The organism is Mycobacterium sp. D16R24 (assembly GCF_002013385.1).
Lineage (GTDB): Bacteria > Actinomycetota > Actinomycetes > Mycobacteriales > Mycobacteriaceae > Mycobacterium.
This window is the reverse complement of the sequence record NZ_MAEV01000004.1, coordinates 237364-252623: the sequence shown is the minus strand read 5'-3', so window position 1 is coordinate 252623 and position 15260 is coordinate 237364. Positions and strand designations below refer to the sequence as shown.

Here is a 15260-nt window from a genome sequence, read left to right as displayed (position 1 = left end):
TGGAGTACGCCCACGCCGCGCGGGCCGCACGCGGCGCGTGGGTGACCAACGAAGGGCAGCTGCTCGACGCGGCCGGGCTTTCGGCCGCGCACACGATTCTCGCCGGGTTGTCGCCCGATCCGGCGGCGCTCACCAGCGCCGTCGAGGAGATCCGCTCGCTCAGCGAAAGTGTGGGCTAACGCGAGATCTTCGCGCGGAGCCGGCCGCCCACACTATTGAACAGCAGGTCCCCATTGGGCAGGCCCTCGATAATCGTGTTTCCGCTCCATCAGCCCGCCTCATCTCCGAGCCCAGTTAACAACCAGAATTATTGTCGGAGAACATATTTAGTTCACGGCAGCGCAGCGATGTTAACACTCGCGACCTCGCGGTAGGCCGGGAGCAACGTCGCGTTATTAATATACCGAAGCCTCATCCACCAGCTCGAACAGCCTCTCGACGACCTCGCGCGCGGTCTCGACATCCAGGCCCACGATCCGCAGCTCCCCCTGGTCCGCCCGCACCACCACCATCGCCAGCCCCAAGGATCGCGACAGTGGGTCTTGCCGCAGTTCCACAGTCCGCACCAAAGCAAACGGAATGACCCAGAAAGATTTGAGCCACAACGTCTTCGATGCGATATAGACCAGGTCGTCGTCGAGGACACCCCACCGATATGCGCGATAGCGCTGCAGGGGCCGAAGGATCACCCACGCCACCGCACCGGCGATGCACAGCAGCCCCAACACGCCCACCGCATGCTGCAACGGGGTGCTCGCGTGCGCGGGCGGCGCCGTCACGGCCCATACCGCCGCGACCACGGCAACCAGAGGGATGCAGGCCACTGCGTATTGGATGGCCCAGAGCACAGGCGCCGATCTGCTGGCGCCGCGCCCGACCGGCACAATCGGCATCACAGGCGTCGTGGACACCGTATCGATCACCGTTCATCCCCCATCGTCGGAGCGAACCGACGCATCCACACCTGCCGTATCGCCACGGCCGCAAGGACGAATACCAGAATCGCAGTCGGCGACCAGATGACCGTACTGTCGATGCCACCGAACGCGTAGCCAATCACCCCCATCGAGATGAATGGGATAACAACTGTCACCACGGCCCGCCACTGCCGAATGATCACCATCTCGACGACGGCCGAGACCACCACGATCGAAAACGCGGCGAACACGACCACGCCCACCAGCTGCACGGTGGGGTCGAACGACGTGACGTAGTCGGCATAGCGGCGCGGCGCACCATCGGTCAGCGGTGTGTACGCGGTCCAACCGAAATCCCAGCCCCGAGGGTCGAGCCCCCGGTTCACCAGCACGGCTACCACGCACGTCCACCAGGCAGCACTGCCCGTGGTCCGGGCAGCACTGAACACCTGGATGCGCGACATTCCTGGAGTATCCCCCATGGCTAACTCCCCAATGACGAACTTGTCACACAGCGTTGACGAAACACCCCAAAACGGCAACGATGACTCCAACCGGGCCGATAAGCGGCCTAACAGTCTCAGAGGTAGCACGTGAAATACATCGTTACCGGCGGCACCGGCTTCATCGGACGACGGATCGTGTCCCGAATTCTCGAGACCCAGCCGGGCGCCGAGGTCGCCGTCCTGGTGCGGCGTGAATCCCTCTCGCGGTTCGAGAAGCTCGCCGAACAATGGGACGATCGCGTGCAGCCGCTGGTGGGTGACCTCACTCAGCCCGATCTGGGCCTGCCCGCCGACGGGGATCCGGTCACCGCCGATCACATCGTGCACTGTGCCGCGATCTATGACATCACCGTGGACGACAAGGCACAGCGCGCCGCGAACGTGGAGGGCACCCGATCGGTCATCGCGCTGGCCAAACGCACCGGTGCCACCCTGCACCACATCTCTTCCATCGCGGTCGCGGGCAGTTACGAGGGCGAGTTCACCGAGGAAGACTTCGACGTCAACCAGGATCTGCCGACGCCATATCACCAGACCAAGTTCGAGGCAGAGTTGCTGGTGCGCTCGGAACCCGGCCTGCACTTCCGGATTTACCGGCCTGCCGTCGTGGTCGGCGATTCCAAGACCGGCGAGATGGACAAGATCGACGGCCCGTACTACTTCTTCGGGGTGTTCGCCAAGCTTGCCCGCCTGCCCCGGTTCACACCGATGATGCTGCCAAAGGCCGGGCGCTCCAACATCGTTCCGGTCGATTACGTCGTCGACGCGACCGTCGAGCTGATGCACCAGGAGGGCCGTGATGGGCAGGCCTTCCACCTGACCAATCCCGAGGTGACCTACCTGCGCGATATCTACTCAGGCATTGCCCCCGCTGCCGGTCTGCCACCCGTGCGTGGCTCGCTTCCCCATGCCATGGCCACCCCGTTTCTGCGGGCACGCGGCACACTCAAGGTCTGGCGCAACATGGTGGTCACCCAGCTCGGCATCCCGCCCGAGGTCATCGACATCACCGAGATCATGCCTACCTTCGTCTCCGAGACGACACAAAAAGCCTTGCGTCCCAGCGGCATTACCGTGCCCCCGTTTAGCAGCTACGCGGGCAAGCTGTATCAGTACTGGCGCAAGAACCTGGACCCGGAGCGGTACCGCCGCGACGACCCCGCCGGACCGCTGGTCGGCCGGCACGTCATCATCACCGGTGCGTCCAGCGGTATCGGACGTGCGGCAGCCATCGCGGTCGCCCAGCGCGGTGGCACCGTCTTCGCCGTAGCGCGCGACGCCGAGGCGCTCGACAACCTCGTCGCGGAGATTCGCGAGGACGGCGGTAAGGCACATTCGTTCCCCTGCGATCTGACCGACTACTCGGCCGTCGACGACACCGTGAAGAGCATCCTCGGCCAGTTCGGGCATGTGGACTACCTGGTCAACAACGCCGGTCGCTCGATTCGCCGCTCGGTGGTGAACACTGTCGACCGATTCCATGACTACGAACGAGTCATGGCGATCAACTACTTTGGCGCCGTGCGTCTGGTCTTGGCACTCCTCCCCCATTGGCGGGAAAGGAAATTCGGCCATGTCGTCAATGTGTCGACGGCCGGGGTGCAGACCCGCAACCCCAAGTACGCGTCGTACATCCCCACCAAGGCGGCACTGGATGCCTTCTCCGATGTGGTCGCGACCGAGACGGTGTCGGATCACATCACCTTCACCAACATCCATATGCCGCTGGTGAAGACACCGATGATTCAGCCTTCAAACAAGCTGAACGTGGTGCGCGGGCTCACACCGGAACATGCCGCCGCCATGGTGGTTCGCGGACTGATCGAGAAGCCGACCCGGATCGACCACCCGATGGGTACCTACGCCGATATCGGCCGGTATATGACACCGAAGCTGACCCGCCGGATCATGCACCAGATGTATCTGGCATACCCAGACTCCCGGGCCGCCCGGGGCTTGGAGCCTGTCGACGATCGCCAGGACCTGTCGACCTCGCGACGTCGCCCCAAGGCCGCCAAGCGTGTTGCGGCCGTGCCGAAATTACGTGTTCCCGGTCCGGTGATGAAGGTGGTGCGCCTCATCCCCGGGGTGCACTGGTGAGTTAGAAGCGGGCCCCACATCGCGTCGGTGCCCGGATTGGCGAGCTAACTGACGGTAGATTGACGTCCATGGTTTCCATTTTTGCCGACGTTGATACCGGAGTCGACGACGCACTGGGATTGATCTTCCTCCTCGCTAGCGAGGAGGTGGAGATCGTCGGTATCGCCTCTACGGCGGGCAATGTCTCGGTGGATCATGTGTGCGCGAATAATCTGGGCCTGCTGGAGCTGTGCAACGCCCCGCAGATCCCCGTGTCCAAGGGCGTCGCCGAGCCGTTGAGCGCGGCGCTACGGACCGCGGAAGACACACACGGACCCACCGGGCTCGGATATGCCGTACTGCCGGAGACCACGCGCACACTCACCGATTACGACGCGGCCGAGGCCTGGGTGAGGGCCGCGCACGCGCACCCCGGCGAGTTGGTGGGCCTGGCGACCGGCCCGCTCACCAATTTGGCGCTGGCCCTGCGCACCGAGCCCGAGTTGCCCAAACTCATCAAACGGCTCGTCATCATGGGCGGCTCCTTCGACTACCCTGGCAACACCACGCCGGTGGCGGAATGGAATGTCGTGGTGGATCCGGGCGCGACGGCGGAGGTGTACGCCGCTTGGGGAGCCGCTGGCGTGCAGGAACTTCCGATCGTGTGCGGTTTGAATCTCACCGAGACGATCGCCATGACACCGGAGCATCTGGTCAAACTGGCCGAGGCCACAGGTGCCACCACCACGCCGCTGTCGGTGCTCGACCTTCCGTCGAGCCGTTCGGCGGCGACCAACTCGCTGCTGCGATTCATCGAAGACGCGGTGCGTTTCTATTTCGAATTCCACATGAAGCAGGACGAGGGCTTCTTGGCGCATATGCACGATCCGTTCGCCGCCGCGGCGGCGCTGGACCCAGCATTAGTCCAAACGCGTTCCGCGACCGTGGATGTGGAGCTGACCGGCGATCTGACCCGTGCGATGACCATCGCGGACTGGAAGGGCCAGTGGGGCCAGAAGCCCAATGCACAGATCGCGGTGGAGACCGACCCCGAGGCATTCTTCGCGCGATTCATCGAGCGAGTAAGCGTCTTCGCGCAAAAGGTTGACGGCACTCGCTGATTCCGGCCGGACCGTCATTCATAAACACCCTCCACGTACCATCGCTGCCTGCGGAAATGCAGGAGCAGCGCCTGACCGCCGCCCTTGTCTTCCAGCAGCACTTGGGCCCTTGCGGCCACGGATACCGGAGTGGGAGTCGGCTCCTGCTCCTCCCACCATCGCTCATCGATCGGCCATGGTCCCGCCCACCAACTCAACTCCCACCGGCCATTGCCCCGCCGAACCCTGGCCGGTTCCCCGGAGAACATTCCCCGTCCGGTCACCGTCACCGGCGCTCCATCGATATCTAACAGCTCCACCGGTTCGCCGTCCTCGCCAAGCAGCACCACCGGAGCCGGGTCGGGCAGCCTCCCGGGCCACGGGGCATCGGGATCTGCCCGTGGCCTCAGCTCATCTCCCAAGGGCACCAACGTAATTCGCTCGGCCGGACCACGCCCACCACTGATCACTCCCACCTGTACCGATTCCTCTCCCAATAAATCCTGAACTCGTGTCAATGCGCGGCGAGCCCGCTGGCGTTCCTCGGCGCCCACCGCTCCCCACAACGTCAGCTGCAATGCCTCGGCAGCCACCACCTCGACCGGCTCCAACCGCAACATCGCCACCGGCCCGTCCAGAGACCGGCGCCGGGCAAGCCAGCCGTCAAGCTGCCAGCGCACCCGGTCGGCGGTCGCCTCCTCGGTGAGCGGTTCGGCACACCGCCACACCCGCGACAACTCCTGGCCGTCCACCGTCACCGCGTGAATAGCCAACCGGGAGCAGGCCACTCCAGCCGAGGCCAGCGCCTCGTGCAGACTCGCCGCCAGCGTTCGCCCTGCGAAAGCCGCCGCATCCACCCGCTCGATCGGCGGATCGCACGGCAGCTCCACTCCCAGCTCGGCCGGGACCGCATGGCCCGAGGGAGAGCGCTGCGGTTCGGCGCGCGCATGTCGGTGCGCCTGCACCGCGTCATCGTCGAACCGCGAGGCGACATCCGACCGCGCTAGTTCCGCGAAAGCACCTATAGTACGAATTCCCATACGCCACAACAGGTCCACCAAGTCTTCACGCTGCGGGTGACACAGGCTGGGTTCGGCGGCCATCTCCTTGATCGAGAGTGGAGCCAGGAACTCGGCATCCCCACCGGGTGACACCAATGCCGCATGCCGCGCGGCGTACACCGCCGTGGACATCTGATCGGCAATGCCCACCTGGCATTCGGCCCCGGCCACCGAGACCGCATCGGCCAGCCGTTCCGCCGCGGTCTGCTCACTGCCGAAGTACCGGGCGGCACCGGTCACCGGCAGCGCCATCAGCCCAGGGCGCAGGATCTCAGCCCCCGGCACCAGATCATCCACCGCGGCGATCATCGGCTCGAAGAACCGCGCATCGCGATCGACATCGGCCGCCACGATATGCAGTTGCGGACAACGGGCTTGGGACTCGCGCCGCCGCATCCCCCGTCGCACCCCTAGCGCCCGTGCGGCGGCAGTGCATGCCGTCACCCTGTTGGCCAGGGTCACCGCCACGGGCCGGGTGGCAGGAAGATCGGCCATCGCCGCGGCCGCCACCGCCGGCCAGTCCGGGCACCAAATCGCCAGCACCCGAGGAGCTTTACGCTGCCGTTTATGCAGACCTGATCGAGCCACGACTGCCACACACCTCCCCGGCAGCTCTGGGCACCCTGCGCCCCGTCGCCCGTACCGCTGTCCGCACCCCACGAATCCGCCCCAGACCACAGGCGGACACTCCGTCATAGCCGGTTATCCGGGCCTGCAACCGCACCGCGGCACCTTCCCAATCCCCATCGACGGCCAGCAACGTGCATCCGTTGCCATGGGCCCGGGCCACTATCGCGCGCGCCGACGTCGAGGTCACTCGTCGGCCACCCAGACCCAGCACCACCAGATCCATCCCGTCCATGAGCACCGAGGCCACCTCCACCGCACTCAGGCCCGGGCGGGGAATCAACGCCAGGCGGCTCAGGTCCGCTCCCCGCTCCACCGCCGCCAGCACGCTCACCTCCGGCATGCCCACGATCGCGGCGTACCCGCCTGCCCCGGTTACCGAGGCCACCACATCCAGGGGCAACGACCGGGCCCCGCTGGCCACCGCGACCGTGCCGCGCCGCAACACGTGACCTATCGAGCTGGCCAGCGCATCGGACCCTGCCAGCAAAGATTGAGCGTCCGGGAGCGCCTCCTGAAACCGGCCAGCCGACGACCTGTCTCCACCGACCTTTCCCGATATCGACGCCATCTGCTGCCGCAGCTTTTGTAGCTGGTCAGCGCGGTTGACCAGCACCTCATCGGCGGCCGTCACTGCCGTCACAACCGCACCTCCAGACACACTCGACTAGAACATATGTTCGATGTCTGGAGTAAACACCTAGCCACCGACAACCGTCAAGACGGGAGGTAGGGGCTGGGCCCCATGCTGACCTCATCTGCCGACACGCCGTGTTGCGGTGGATTCATGTCGCACATGTCCGCCATAAGGCGGCGTGTCGATGGACCTAAGCGTCAGTCGAGCTGGCGGGTGTGCGCCCAACGAGTCAACGCGTTGCGATTGGACTGCTGTGTCTTACGCAGCACATTGGAGGCATGCGTCTCCACCGTCTTGACGGAGATCACCAGATCCTCGGCGATCTCCCGGTAGGTGTATCCGCGAGCGAGGAGCCGCAGCACCTCAAGCTCGCGCGGAGTCAACGAGTCCAACTCCGGATCCAGTGCCGGCTCCGGAGTATTCGACCGTCCGGTGAACGAATCGAGCACGAATCCGGCCAGCCGCGGACTGAACACCGCATCCCCGCCTGCCACCCGGCGCACGGCGTCGGCGAGTTCACTCCCCGAGATCGTCTTGGTGACATAGCCCCTGGCTCCCGCACGGATTACCGCGATGACGTCCTCGGCAGCATCCGACACACTGAGCGCCAGAAACACCGGTCCGGAACCACCGACCCCATTGATGACGGCAACCCCTCCACCGGAGGGCATGTGCACATCGAGCAACACCACATCCGGTGCGCTGGCACGTATTCCGGTGACCGCCTCAACAACCGACCCCGCCTCGCCCACGATCTCAACATCCGATTCGCCAGCCAGCTCGGCCCGCACCCCGGACCGGAACACCCCGTGATCGTCGACCAGGAACACCCGCAGCATTACGCACCCTTCTGCGCGTCGTCATGATTGGCATCGTTGTACGGCATGGCAATTCGTACCTCGGTACCCTTGCCGATCTCCGATTTGAACTGAACCTGTCCACCCCGGCGCATCACCCTGGCTTTGATCGAGCGCACGATGCCCTGCCGGTCCTGTGGCACCGTCTCGAGATCAAACCCCTTGCCCCGATCCCTGACGAATACGCTGATCTGCCCGGGCTCCACCTCGGCATACAGGTTAATATCCGATTGCCCGGAATGCTTGGCGGCGTTGACCAGTGCCTCACGGATGGCCCCGATCAGCGCTCGTCTGGTCTCGGGTTCCGCGGACAGATCGGCATCGCCGACGATCACCGAACTGACCACCACGGTGTGCGCATCCTCGACCTCTCCTACCACGGTGCGCAGCTCCTCTGCCAGCGATGAGTCCGAGGACACCCCTGCGGAGAACAACCAGCTGCGCAGTTCCCGCTCCTGGCTGCGAGCCAGCCGCAGCACCTCGCCGGGATTATCTGTCCGCTTCTGGATCAGCGCCAGCGTCTGGAGCACCGAATCATGCAGATGCGAGGCGATTTCTTCGCGCTCCTCGGTACGGATACGTGCGGCACGTTCGGCACCGAGAGCACGCCACAACCGCAACCACAACGGCACGGTCAGCAGCACCGCACCCACCAGAGTGGCGGCGATCGCCACCAGCGAGTCGCGCAACGAGGATAGATCCACATTGCGCAGGACCACCACCGCGATCCCGCCGAAGACCAGTGCCGCACCGGCGATCACCCGAACCAAGGTCAACAGCGACGATTTTCCTGAATCGCCCAGCACCGCCGAACTTGGCCCCTGCGCATCGAATTCGCGCCACACCACGGCGAGCCCGACAAGCGCCAGCACGATCGGGAAGACCAATGCCGCCGTCGAACCACTGACCGTCGACATCAAGATGATCAGCGCGGCAAGACTCAACAACAAGAGCCCTGTCGCCCGCCTGCGGTCCGTCGCGCTGACGGCGGCGACGTCGTCGCCCGGAGGCATCAGCATCCACAACAGCCCGTAGGCCGCGATACCCATTCCGCTGGCCGCACCGAGCACCGCGAAGGCCAACCGCACCCGAAACACTGGAACGTCGAGATGGTCGGCGAGCCCCCCAGCGACACCGGCGACCACTCGTCCACCGGTACGCCGACGCAACGGCGGGGCGGCAGTCAGCCGATTCCCGCCGGCGAACGCATTCCGGAACGTGGGACTCACCTCTGCGATACTGCCATGGCAAAGCTCTCCACGGCATCGGGCTTATCCCTGAACCCCGCCTTGCAAAGATCAGGGTGAATCCTGATGGCGTACATGCCCGCGGCTCGGCAACATAGCTGTCATGGACACGGATACCACGACCAAACGGACGCCGTCCTCCACCCTCGGAGACATGTGGCGGACGCGGCCGTTGCGACTGCCGGGGCACGGCAAGCTCGCCGGCGTCGCCGCGGGAATCGGCTACCGCTACAACGTCGATCCGCTGTTGGTACGCGTAATTTTCGTGGTCACAACAATTTTCGGCGGCGCGGGCGCCATCATGTACGTGGCGTGCTGGTTGCTGATGCCCACCGCCCGCTACACCACTCCGTACCACGAGTCCAAGGTGAAGATGGTCTTCTGGAACATCGTCTTGCTGCTTGTCGGGGGGCCGTTCATCGATCCCGATCGCGACCCGTGGGGATTGGTCAGTGCCGTTGTCCTGCTCGGGAGCTGGTATCTGCTCTATCAGCGCCAGACCGAAACTCCGGCGCCTCCGGCGAGTTCGACGGTGCAGTCCAGCGCCGGCGAGCCTCTCACCACCGAAAGTGGCGAATCGAGCAGCAACATCGCGACCACCGAGCCGCTCCTGCCGCCTCCCCCGCCCACCTGGGATCCATTGCGGGCAGCCCCTTTCGCCTGGCACCTACCCGATCAGGCGCCGCTGCCCGCGCCGCCTGCCAAACCCAAGTCCCGCGTGGTCCCGGTGACCATCGGCGCGGCGCTCATCATCAGCGCGGTGCTCGTGGCCATCGGGCTACTCGGCGGCATCTGGGTGACGCCCGTGGTGGTGACAGCGGCGGCACTGGTCGTCCTCGGGGTCGGCATGCTGGTGGGGGCATGGCTCCGCAGCGGTTACTCACTGCTCTTCCTGGCGGTACCGCTGGCCGTATTCGTCATCGTCGCAGCCTCCATCGGCCCGCTGGAGGTATCACTCAATGTTGGCGACCAAAGTTACCGCGTTACAGAGGCTTCCGATATCGAGGACTATTACGAGATAGGCATCGGCACCATCGCTCTTGACCTCACGCAGGTCACGCTCACCCACGATAAGACGGTGAACCTCGACGTCGGGATGGGCGATATCCAGGTGCTGGTTCCGCCCTCGATGAATGTGCGCACCTCATGCGAGGTGAACATCGGCAGCTTCGATTGCCTGCCCTCACCCAACGGCACCGGTCCAGTATTGACGATCAACGCAACGGCAAACGTAGGAAGCATTGAGGTGCAACGTGTCTGAGAACATCGACGAACCAAAAGTAACCGGCCCCGAGAATCGAGCGGAATCCTCACCAGAGGCCACCACCGAGGAAGAAAAGGGCAGACCGTCCATCCTGTTGGCGCTGTCCGGGCTGGTCGCCTTGGTTGTCGGGGGCTGGGCCCTCACCGGCCAAGACTTCGGAGCATTGGTGCACAGCAATCTGCTCGGCTGGGTCGCGATTGCCGTGGCGATCGCCATCGGCGTTGCGCTAGTGGCAGTTCCGACCCGCCGTAACCGGACCTGAGCAACCCCTAGTCGGCCACCCGCACGCGGGTGGGGGCACCTCCCACTCGTGGGGGCGTACCCCCAACGCTCCCGCCTGCCGGACGAAGCTCACTCCCATTCGATGGTGCCGGGCGGCTTGCTGGTGATGTCCAGCACCACCCGGTTCACCTCGGGAACCTCGTTGGTGATTCGGGTCGAGATCCGCTCCAGCACCTCATACGGCAGACGCGTCCAGTCCGCAGTCATCGCGTCCTCACTGGACACCGGCCGCAACACAATCGGATGCCCATAGGTACGGCCGTCACCCTGCACCCCGACCGAACGCACATCGGCCAACAGCACTACCGGGCACTGCCAGATGTTGCGGTCCTGGCCGGCGGCGGTAAGTTCCTCACGCGCAATGGCATCGGCACGGCGCAGGGTATCCAGCCGGTCTGCAGTGACCTCGCCGACGATCCTGATGGCCAGACCCGGCCCCGGGAAGGGCTGGCGGCCAACGATTTCCTCGGGTAGGCCCAGTTCGCGGCCGACGGCGCGAACCTCATCCTTGAACAACAGCCGCAGCGGTTCTACCAGGGCGAAGCTCAGGTCCTCGGGAAGTCCGCCCACATTGTGGTGACTCTTGATATTGGCAGTGCCGCTGCCGCCCCCGGACTCGACGACGTCCGGGTACAGCGTGCCCTGCACCAAGAACTCGATCCCGTCCTCGGAGTTGCCGATCGCATCGGAGACGGCCCCCTCAAATGCCCGGATGAACTCACGGCCAATGATCTTGCGTTTGGTTTCCGGATCGCTAACACCGGCGAGCTCACCGAGGAACTTCTCCGCGACGTCAACAGTCACCAGCTTGGCGCCGGTGGCTGCCACGAAATCGTGTTCCACCTGCGCCCGCTCTCCGCTGCGCAGCAGACCGTGATCAACGAACACACAGGTCAGCCTGTCGCCGATGGCGCGCTGCACCAGGGCTGCCGCCACCGCGGAATCCACCCCACCAGAGAGCCCGCACAATGCGCGGCCGCCACCGATCTGTGTGCGCACCTGCTCGACCAGAGTCTCGGCGATATTGGCCGCCGTCCACGCGGATTCAATGCCGGCGAACTCGTGCAAAAAGCGGCTGAGCACCTGTTGCCCGTGCGGCGAGTGCAGCACCTCGGGGTGATACTGCACCCCGGCCAGCCGCCGCGCCCGATCCTCGAACGCCGCCACGGGAGCACCCTCGCTGGTGGCGACCACGGTAAAGCCTTGGGGCGCTTCGGTTACCGCATCGCCGTGGCTCATCCACACGGGCTGGACGCCGGGCAGACCGTCATGCAGGTCTCCGCCCACCACGTTCAGCTCGGTGCGGCCGTATTCGCTGGTGCCGGTGTGCGAGACGGTTCCGCCAAGCACCTGCGCCATCGCCTGAAAGCCATAGCAGATGCCGAAAACGGGAACATCCAAATCGAATACACCGGGGTCGAGCTGCGGTGCGCCCTCTTCATAGACACTCGACGGGCCACCCGATAGGACGATCGCGCGGGGGTTGCGGGCCTTGATCTCATCGATGCTCGCCGAATGCGGGATCACCTCGGAGAACACCCGCGCCTCACGCACACGCCGTGCGATCAGCTGCGCGTACTGTGCCCCGAAGTCGATGACCAGGACCGGTCGGTCGCCATGCTGCTCCGTTTGCGCCACCGGCTTAGCTTAGTGGCGCTGGGGGCATCTCCCGCTTGCAGGGGGACTAGCTGACCGACCGCACCGGCTCGATCGGCAGACTCCGCAATGCGCCGGGGGCACCCGCCGGGACGACGGGGTGCGCCGGGGGCACCGCCGCGATCCGCTGATACGGCAGACCCTGCTCCGGGCGCAGGTCCAGCTCGCCCTTGTTGGGCCACAACGACGCCGCCCGCTCGGCCTGCGCGGTGATGCTCAGCGACGGGTTGACGCCCAGGTTCGCCGAGATCGCGGCACCGTCCACGACGTACATGGTCGGGTACCCGTACACCCGGTGATACGGGTCGATGACGCCGTCCTCCGGACTGGTCCCGATCACGGCCCCGCCCAGGAAGTGCGCGGTGAGCGGGATGTTGAACAGCTCGCCCCAGGTGCCACCCGCCACACCATCGATCTTGGCGGCGAGTCGCCGCGTGGCCTCGTTGCCCGCGGGAATCCAGGTGGGGTTGGGCTCGCCGTGGCCCTGCTTGCTGTCCAGGCGCCGCCAGAACAACGTCTTCTTGGTGAACGTGGTGATCGAGTTGTCCAGGTGCTGCATGACCAGCGCGATGACCGTCCGCTCGCTCCACTGCGTGACGTTGAGCATGCGCAACGTGCCCCGTGGATCGGCGCGGGCGGCCTCGATGAGCTGACGCCACCGCGACTTCTCGCCATCGCCGTCGGTCATCAGGGTCTGCAGCAGGCCCATCGCGTTGGAGCCCTTGCCGTACCGCACCGGCTCGATATGCGTGTCGCTGGTCGGGTGGAACGAGGACGTGATGGCTACACCATGGGTGAGGTCCAAATCGTCCTTGTACTCCAAACGGCCCGCACCGACGATGGATTCGGAGTTAGTACGGGTCAGCACACCCAGGCGCTGCGACAGCTTGGGCAGCAGACCCTTGTCCTTCATCTTGAACAACAGGTTTTGTGTGCCCCAGGTTCCGGCGGCCAGCACCACGTACTTGGCCGTGTAGGTCTTGCGCTGCCTACGCACCCAGCGGCCCGTGCTCTTGGTGGAGACCCGCCAAGTCCCGTCGGTACCCTGTTCGACCGCGGTGACGGTGGTGAGCGGAATGACCTGGGCACCAGAGGATTCAGCCAGCCCTAGATAGTTTTTGACGAGGGTGTTCTTGGCGCCGACCCGGCAGCCGGTCATGCAGGAACCACACTCGGTGCAGCCCACCCGGTCGGGTCCGGCACCACCGAAGTAGGGATCGGCCACCTTGATTCCGGGAGCCTTGGCGCCGTCGGGCCCGAAGTAGACACCCACCGGTGTGGCGACGAAGGTGTCGCCGGCACCCATGTCGTCGGCGACCTCCTTGATGAGCCGGTCCGCATCGGTGAAGGTGGGGTTCTTCACCACGCCAAGCATCCGCTGCGCCTGCTCGTAATGCGGCGAGAGCTCCGAACGCCAGTCGGTGATGCCCTTCCACTGCGGATCGCTGAAGAAAGGCTCCGGCGGTACATACAGCGTGTTGGCGTAGTTCAGCGAGCCACCGCCCACCCCGGCGCCCGCCAGGATCATGCAGTTACTCAGCAGATGGATCCGCTGAATCCCGAAGCACTTGAACATCGGCGCCCACAGGAACTTGCGCAGATTCCAGGATGTCTCGGCGAACTCCTCGTCCGAGAACCGGCGACCGGCCTCCAGGACCCCTACGCGGTAACCCTTTTCGGTCAACCGCATGGCGGTGACGCTTCCGCCGAATCCGGAGCCGACAATGAGTACGTCAAAGTCGGTATCTGCTTCAGGTTTTACAGGGACTGCTACCGGTGATGACATCGTTGGCCTACCTCCGCATGGTCACGTTACCGACCAGTATGGAATACAACGAGGGGGGTTATGTAAATTAGGTCACCCTAAGTAGACACATGTCTAAGAGTTGACGGTCAGCCCGACCTTCTGAAATTCCTTAAGATCGCAGTAGCCGGACTTCGCCATCGAACGACGGAGCCCACCAACGAGATTCAACGTGCCGAACGGGTCGTCGGACGGGCCGGCGAGCACCTCGCTCAGCGGCGGCCGCTCCCCGACCGCCACCTGCAGCAGTGCACCACGGGGCAGCGACGGATGTGCGGCGGCATTCGGCCAGAACCACCCGTCGCCCGCGGACTCCTGCGCGGCGGCCAGCGGTGTACCCAGTACGACGGCATCGGCACCACAGGCGATGGACTTCGCGAGATCTCCCGAGGTGTGGATGTCGCCGTCGGCCAGCACGTGCACGTACCGGCCGCCGGTCTCGTCGAGATACTCACGGCGGGCAGCGGCGGCATCGGCGATGGCGGTGGCCATCGCGACGCTGATACCCAACACCTCACCACTGGTCGTCGCGCCCGCGGTCTGCCCGTACCCGACGATGACACCCGCGGCCCCGGTCCGCATCAGGTGCAGGGCCGTGCGGTGGTCGATCACACCACCGGCGACGACGGGGATATCTAGTTCGGAGATAAAGGTTTTAAGGTTGAGCGGCTCACCATCGCGAGCCACCCGCTCGGCCGAGACGATGGTGCCGTGGATGACCAACAGGTCGATACCGGCAGAGATCAAATGCGGGGTGAGCAGCTGCGCGTTCTGCGGACTCACGCGCACCGCAGTCGTCACCCCGGCACCGCGCACCTCGGCGATGGCCGCCGCCAGCAGCTCGGGATCTATTGGTGCCGAATGCAATTGCTGCAGCAAACGAATCGCGGCGGACGGCTCCGGCTCCTTCTGGGCAACCTCGACCACCTCGGCGATGCGAGCCTCGACATCGGCGTGCCGACCCCACAGTCCCTCACCGTTGATCACGCCGAGCCCACCTGCCCGGCCGAGTTCGATCGCGAAGCGCGGCGAAACCAGCGCATCGGTCGGGTGCGCCACCACCGGAATCTCGAAACGGTAGGCATCGAGCTGCCATGCCGTCGACACGTCCTGTGAGGAACGGGTGCGACGCGACGGGACAATGTTCACATCATCGAGTTCGTAGGTACGGCGGGCGCTTCTGCCCATGCCGATTTCGACGAGGTCACGCATGTTGAGTTCCT

General features: G+C 65.1%; 14 protein-coding genes. 5 read left to right on the top strand and 9 right to left on the bottom strand.

Annotation, left to right across the window (positions count from 1 at the left end; translation table 11 throughout):
• Positions 1-41 precede the first annotated feature (41 nt).
• A complete protein-coding gene (locus B4383_RS03685) occupies positions 42-179 on the top strand; it encodes a hypothetical protein (RefSeq protein ID WP_286143874.1) in 138 nt (45 codons plus the stop codon).
• A gap of 216 nt (positions 180-395) precedes the next feature.
• Here B4383_RS03685 and B4383_RS03680 read toward each other — a convergent pair whose 3' ends face one another.
• Positions 396-893 (bottom strand): PH domain-containing protein, encoded by a 498-nt coding sequence (locus B4383_RS03680; protein WP_078288729.1) that lies wholly within the window; start codon positions 891-893, stop codon positions 396-398.
• Positions 894-919: 26 nt separating this feature from the next.
• Positions 920-1381 (bottom strand): hypothetical protein, encoded by a 462-nt coding sequence (locus B4383_RS03675; protein WP_078288314.1) that lies wholly within the window; start codon positions 1379-1381, stop codon positions 920-922.
• A gap of 129 nt (positions 1382-1510) precedes the next feature.
• Here B4383_RS03675 and B4383_RS03670 point away from each other — a divergent pair, with 129 nt between their 5' ends.
• Both B4383_RS03670 and B4383_RS03665 read left to right on the top strand, forming a co-directional pair.
• A complete protein-coding gene (locus tag B4383_RS03670) occupies positions 1511-3523 on the top strand; it encodes an SDR family oxidoreductase (protein WP_078288315.1) in 2013 nt (670 codons plus the stop codon).
• 68 nt (positions 3524-3591) lie between these two features.
• A complete protein-coding gene (locus tag B4383_RS03665; protein WP_078288316.1) occupies positions 3592-4623 on the top strand; it encodes a nucleoside hydrolase in 1032 nt (343 codons plus the stop codon).
• Positions 4624-4637: 14 nt separating this feature from the next.
• Here the strand turns inward: B4383_RS03665 and B4383_RS03660 are convergent, their stop codons facing one another.
• The 4 genes from B4383_RS03660 to B4383_RS03645 form a co-directional block, all read right to left on the bottom strand.
• Positions 4638-6206: a DNA polymerase Y family protein gene (locus B4383_RS03660; protein ID WP_217697273.1), complete on the bottom strand. Its 1569-nt coding sequence runs from the start codon at positions 6204-6206 to the stop codon at positions 4638-4640.
• 22 nt (positions 6207-6228) lie between these two features.
• Positions 6229-6933 (bottom strand): hypothetical protein, encoded by a 705-nt coding sequence (locus B4383_RS03655; RefSeq protein WP_078288732.1) that lies wholly within the window; start codon positions 6931-6933, stop codon positions 6229-6231.
• A 191-nt stretch (positions 6934-7124) separates the two neighbouring features.
• On the bottom strand, positions 7125-7766 hold the full coding sequence (locus B4383_RS03650) for a response regulator transcription factor (RefSeq protein WP_078288318.1): 642 nt from the start codon (positions 7764-7766) through the stop codon (positions 7125-7127).
• Positions 7766-8971 (bottom strand): ATP-binding protein, encoded by a 1206-nt coding sequence (locus B4383_RS03645; protein WP_286143882.1) that lies wholly within the window; start codon positions 8969-8971, stop codon positions 7766-7768. The genes B4383_RS03650 and B4383_RS03645 overlap by 1 nt, the downstream gene beginning before the upstream one ends.
• Before the next feature lie 163 nt (positions 8972-9134).
• On the opposite strand from B4383_RS03645, the gene B4383_RS03640 reads away from it, so the two are divergent.
• Together B4383_RS03640 and B4383_RS03635 are read left to right on the top strand one after the other, a co-directional pair.
• Complete coding sequence (locus B4383_RS03640) at positions 9135-10292, top strand: PspC domain-containing protein (protein WP_078288320.1); 1158 nt, start codon at positions 9135-9137, stop codon at positions 10290-10292.
• Positions 10285-10557: a tetraspanin family protein gene (locus B4383_RS03635; RefSeq protein ID WP_078288321.1), complete on the top strand. Its 273-nt coding sequence runs from the start codon at positions 10285-10287 to the stop codon at positions 10555-10557. The genes B4383_RS03640 and B4383_RS03635 overlap by 8 nt, the downstream gene beginning before the upstream one ends.
• A gap of 89 nt (positions 10558-10646) precedes the next feature.
• Here B4383_RS03635 and guaA read toward each other — a convergent pair whose 3' ends face one another.
• The 3 genes from guaA to B4383_RS03620 form a co-directional block, all read right to left on the bottom strand.
• Positions 10647-12215, bottom strand: a complete 1569-nt coding sequence (gene guaA, locus B4383_RS03630) for a glutamine-hydrolyzing GMP synthase (RefSeq protein ID WP_078288322.1) — start codon at positions 12213-12215, stop codon at positions 10647-10649.
• Positions 12216-12261: 46 nt separating this feature from the next.
• A complete protein-coding gene (locus B4383_RS03625) occupies positions 12262-14019 on the bottom strand; it encodes a GMC family oxidoreductase (protein ID WP_078288323.1) in 1758 nt (585 codons plus the stop codon).
• Positions 14020-14112: 93 nt separating this feature from the next.
• Entirely contained in the window at positions 14113-15249 is a 1137-nt protein-coding gene (locus tag B4383_RS03620) for a GuaB3 family IMP dehydrogenase-related protein (RefSeq protein WP_078288324.1), read from the bottom strand.
• Positions 15250-15260: the final 11 nt, after the last annotated feature.

Bases quoted from the DNA above. Each gene is read 5' to 3' on its own strand.
- B4383_RS03680 (WP_078288729.1), bottom strand. From the start codon at position 893: ATGCCGATTGTGCCGGTCGGGCGCGGCGCCAGCAGATCGGCGCCTGTG.
- B4383_RS03675 (WP_078288314.1), bottom strand. From the start codon at position 1,381: ATGTCGCGCATCCAGGTGTTCAGTGCTGCCCGGACCACGGGCAGTGCT.
- B4383_RS03665 (WP_078288316.1), top strand. From the start codon at position 3,592: ATGGTTTCCATTTTTGCCGACGTTGATACCGGAGTCGACGACGCACTG.
- B4383_RS03650 (WP_078288318.1), bottom strand. From the start codon at position 7,766: ATGCTGCGGGTGTTCCTGGTCGACGATCACGGGGTGTTCCGGTCCGGG.
- B4383_RS03640 (WP_078288320.1), top strand. From the start codon at position 9,135: ATGGACACGGATACCACGACCAAACGGACGCCGTCCTCCACCCTCGGA.
- B4383_RS03625 (WP_078288323.1), bottom strand. From the start codon at position 14,019: ATGTCATCACCGGTAGCAGTCCCTGTAAAACCTGAAGCAGATACCGAC.
- B4383_RS03620 (WP_078288324.1), bottom strand. From the start codon at position 15,249: ATGCGTGACCTCGTCGAAATCGGCATGGGCAGAAGCGCCCGCCGTACC.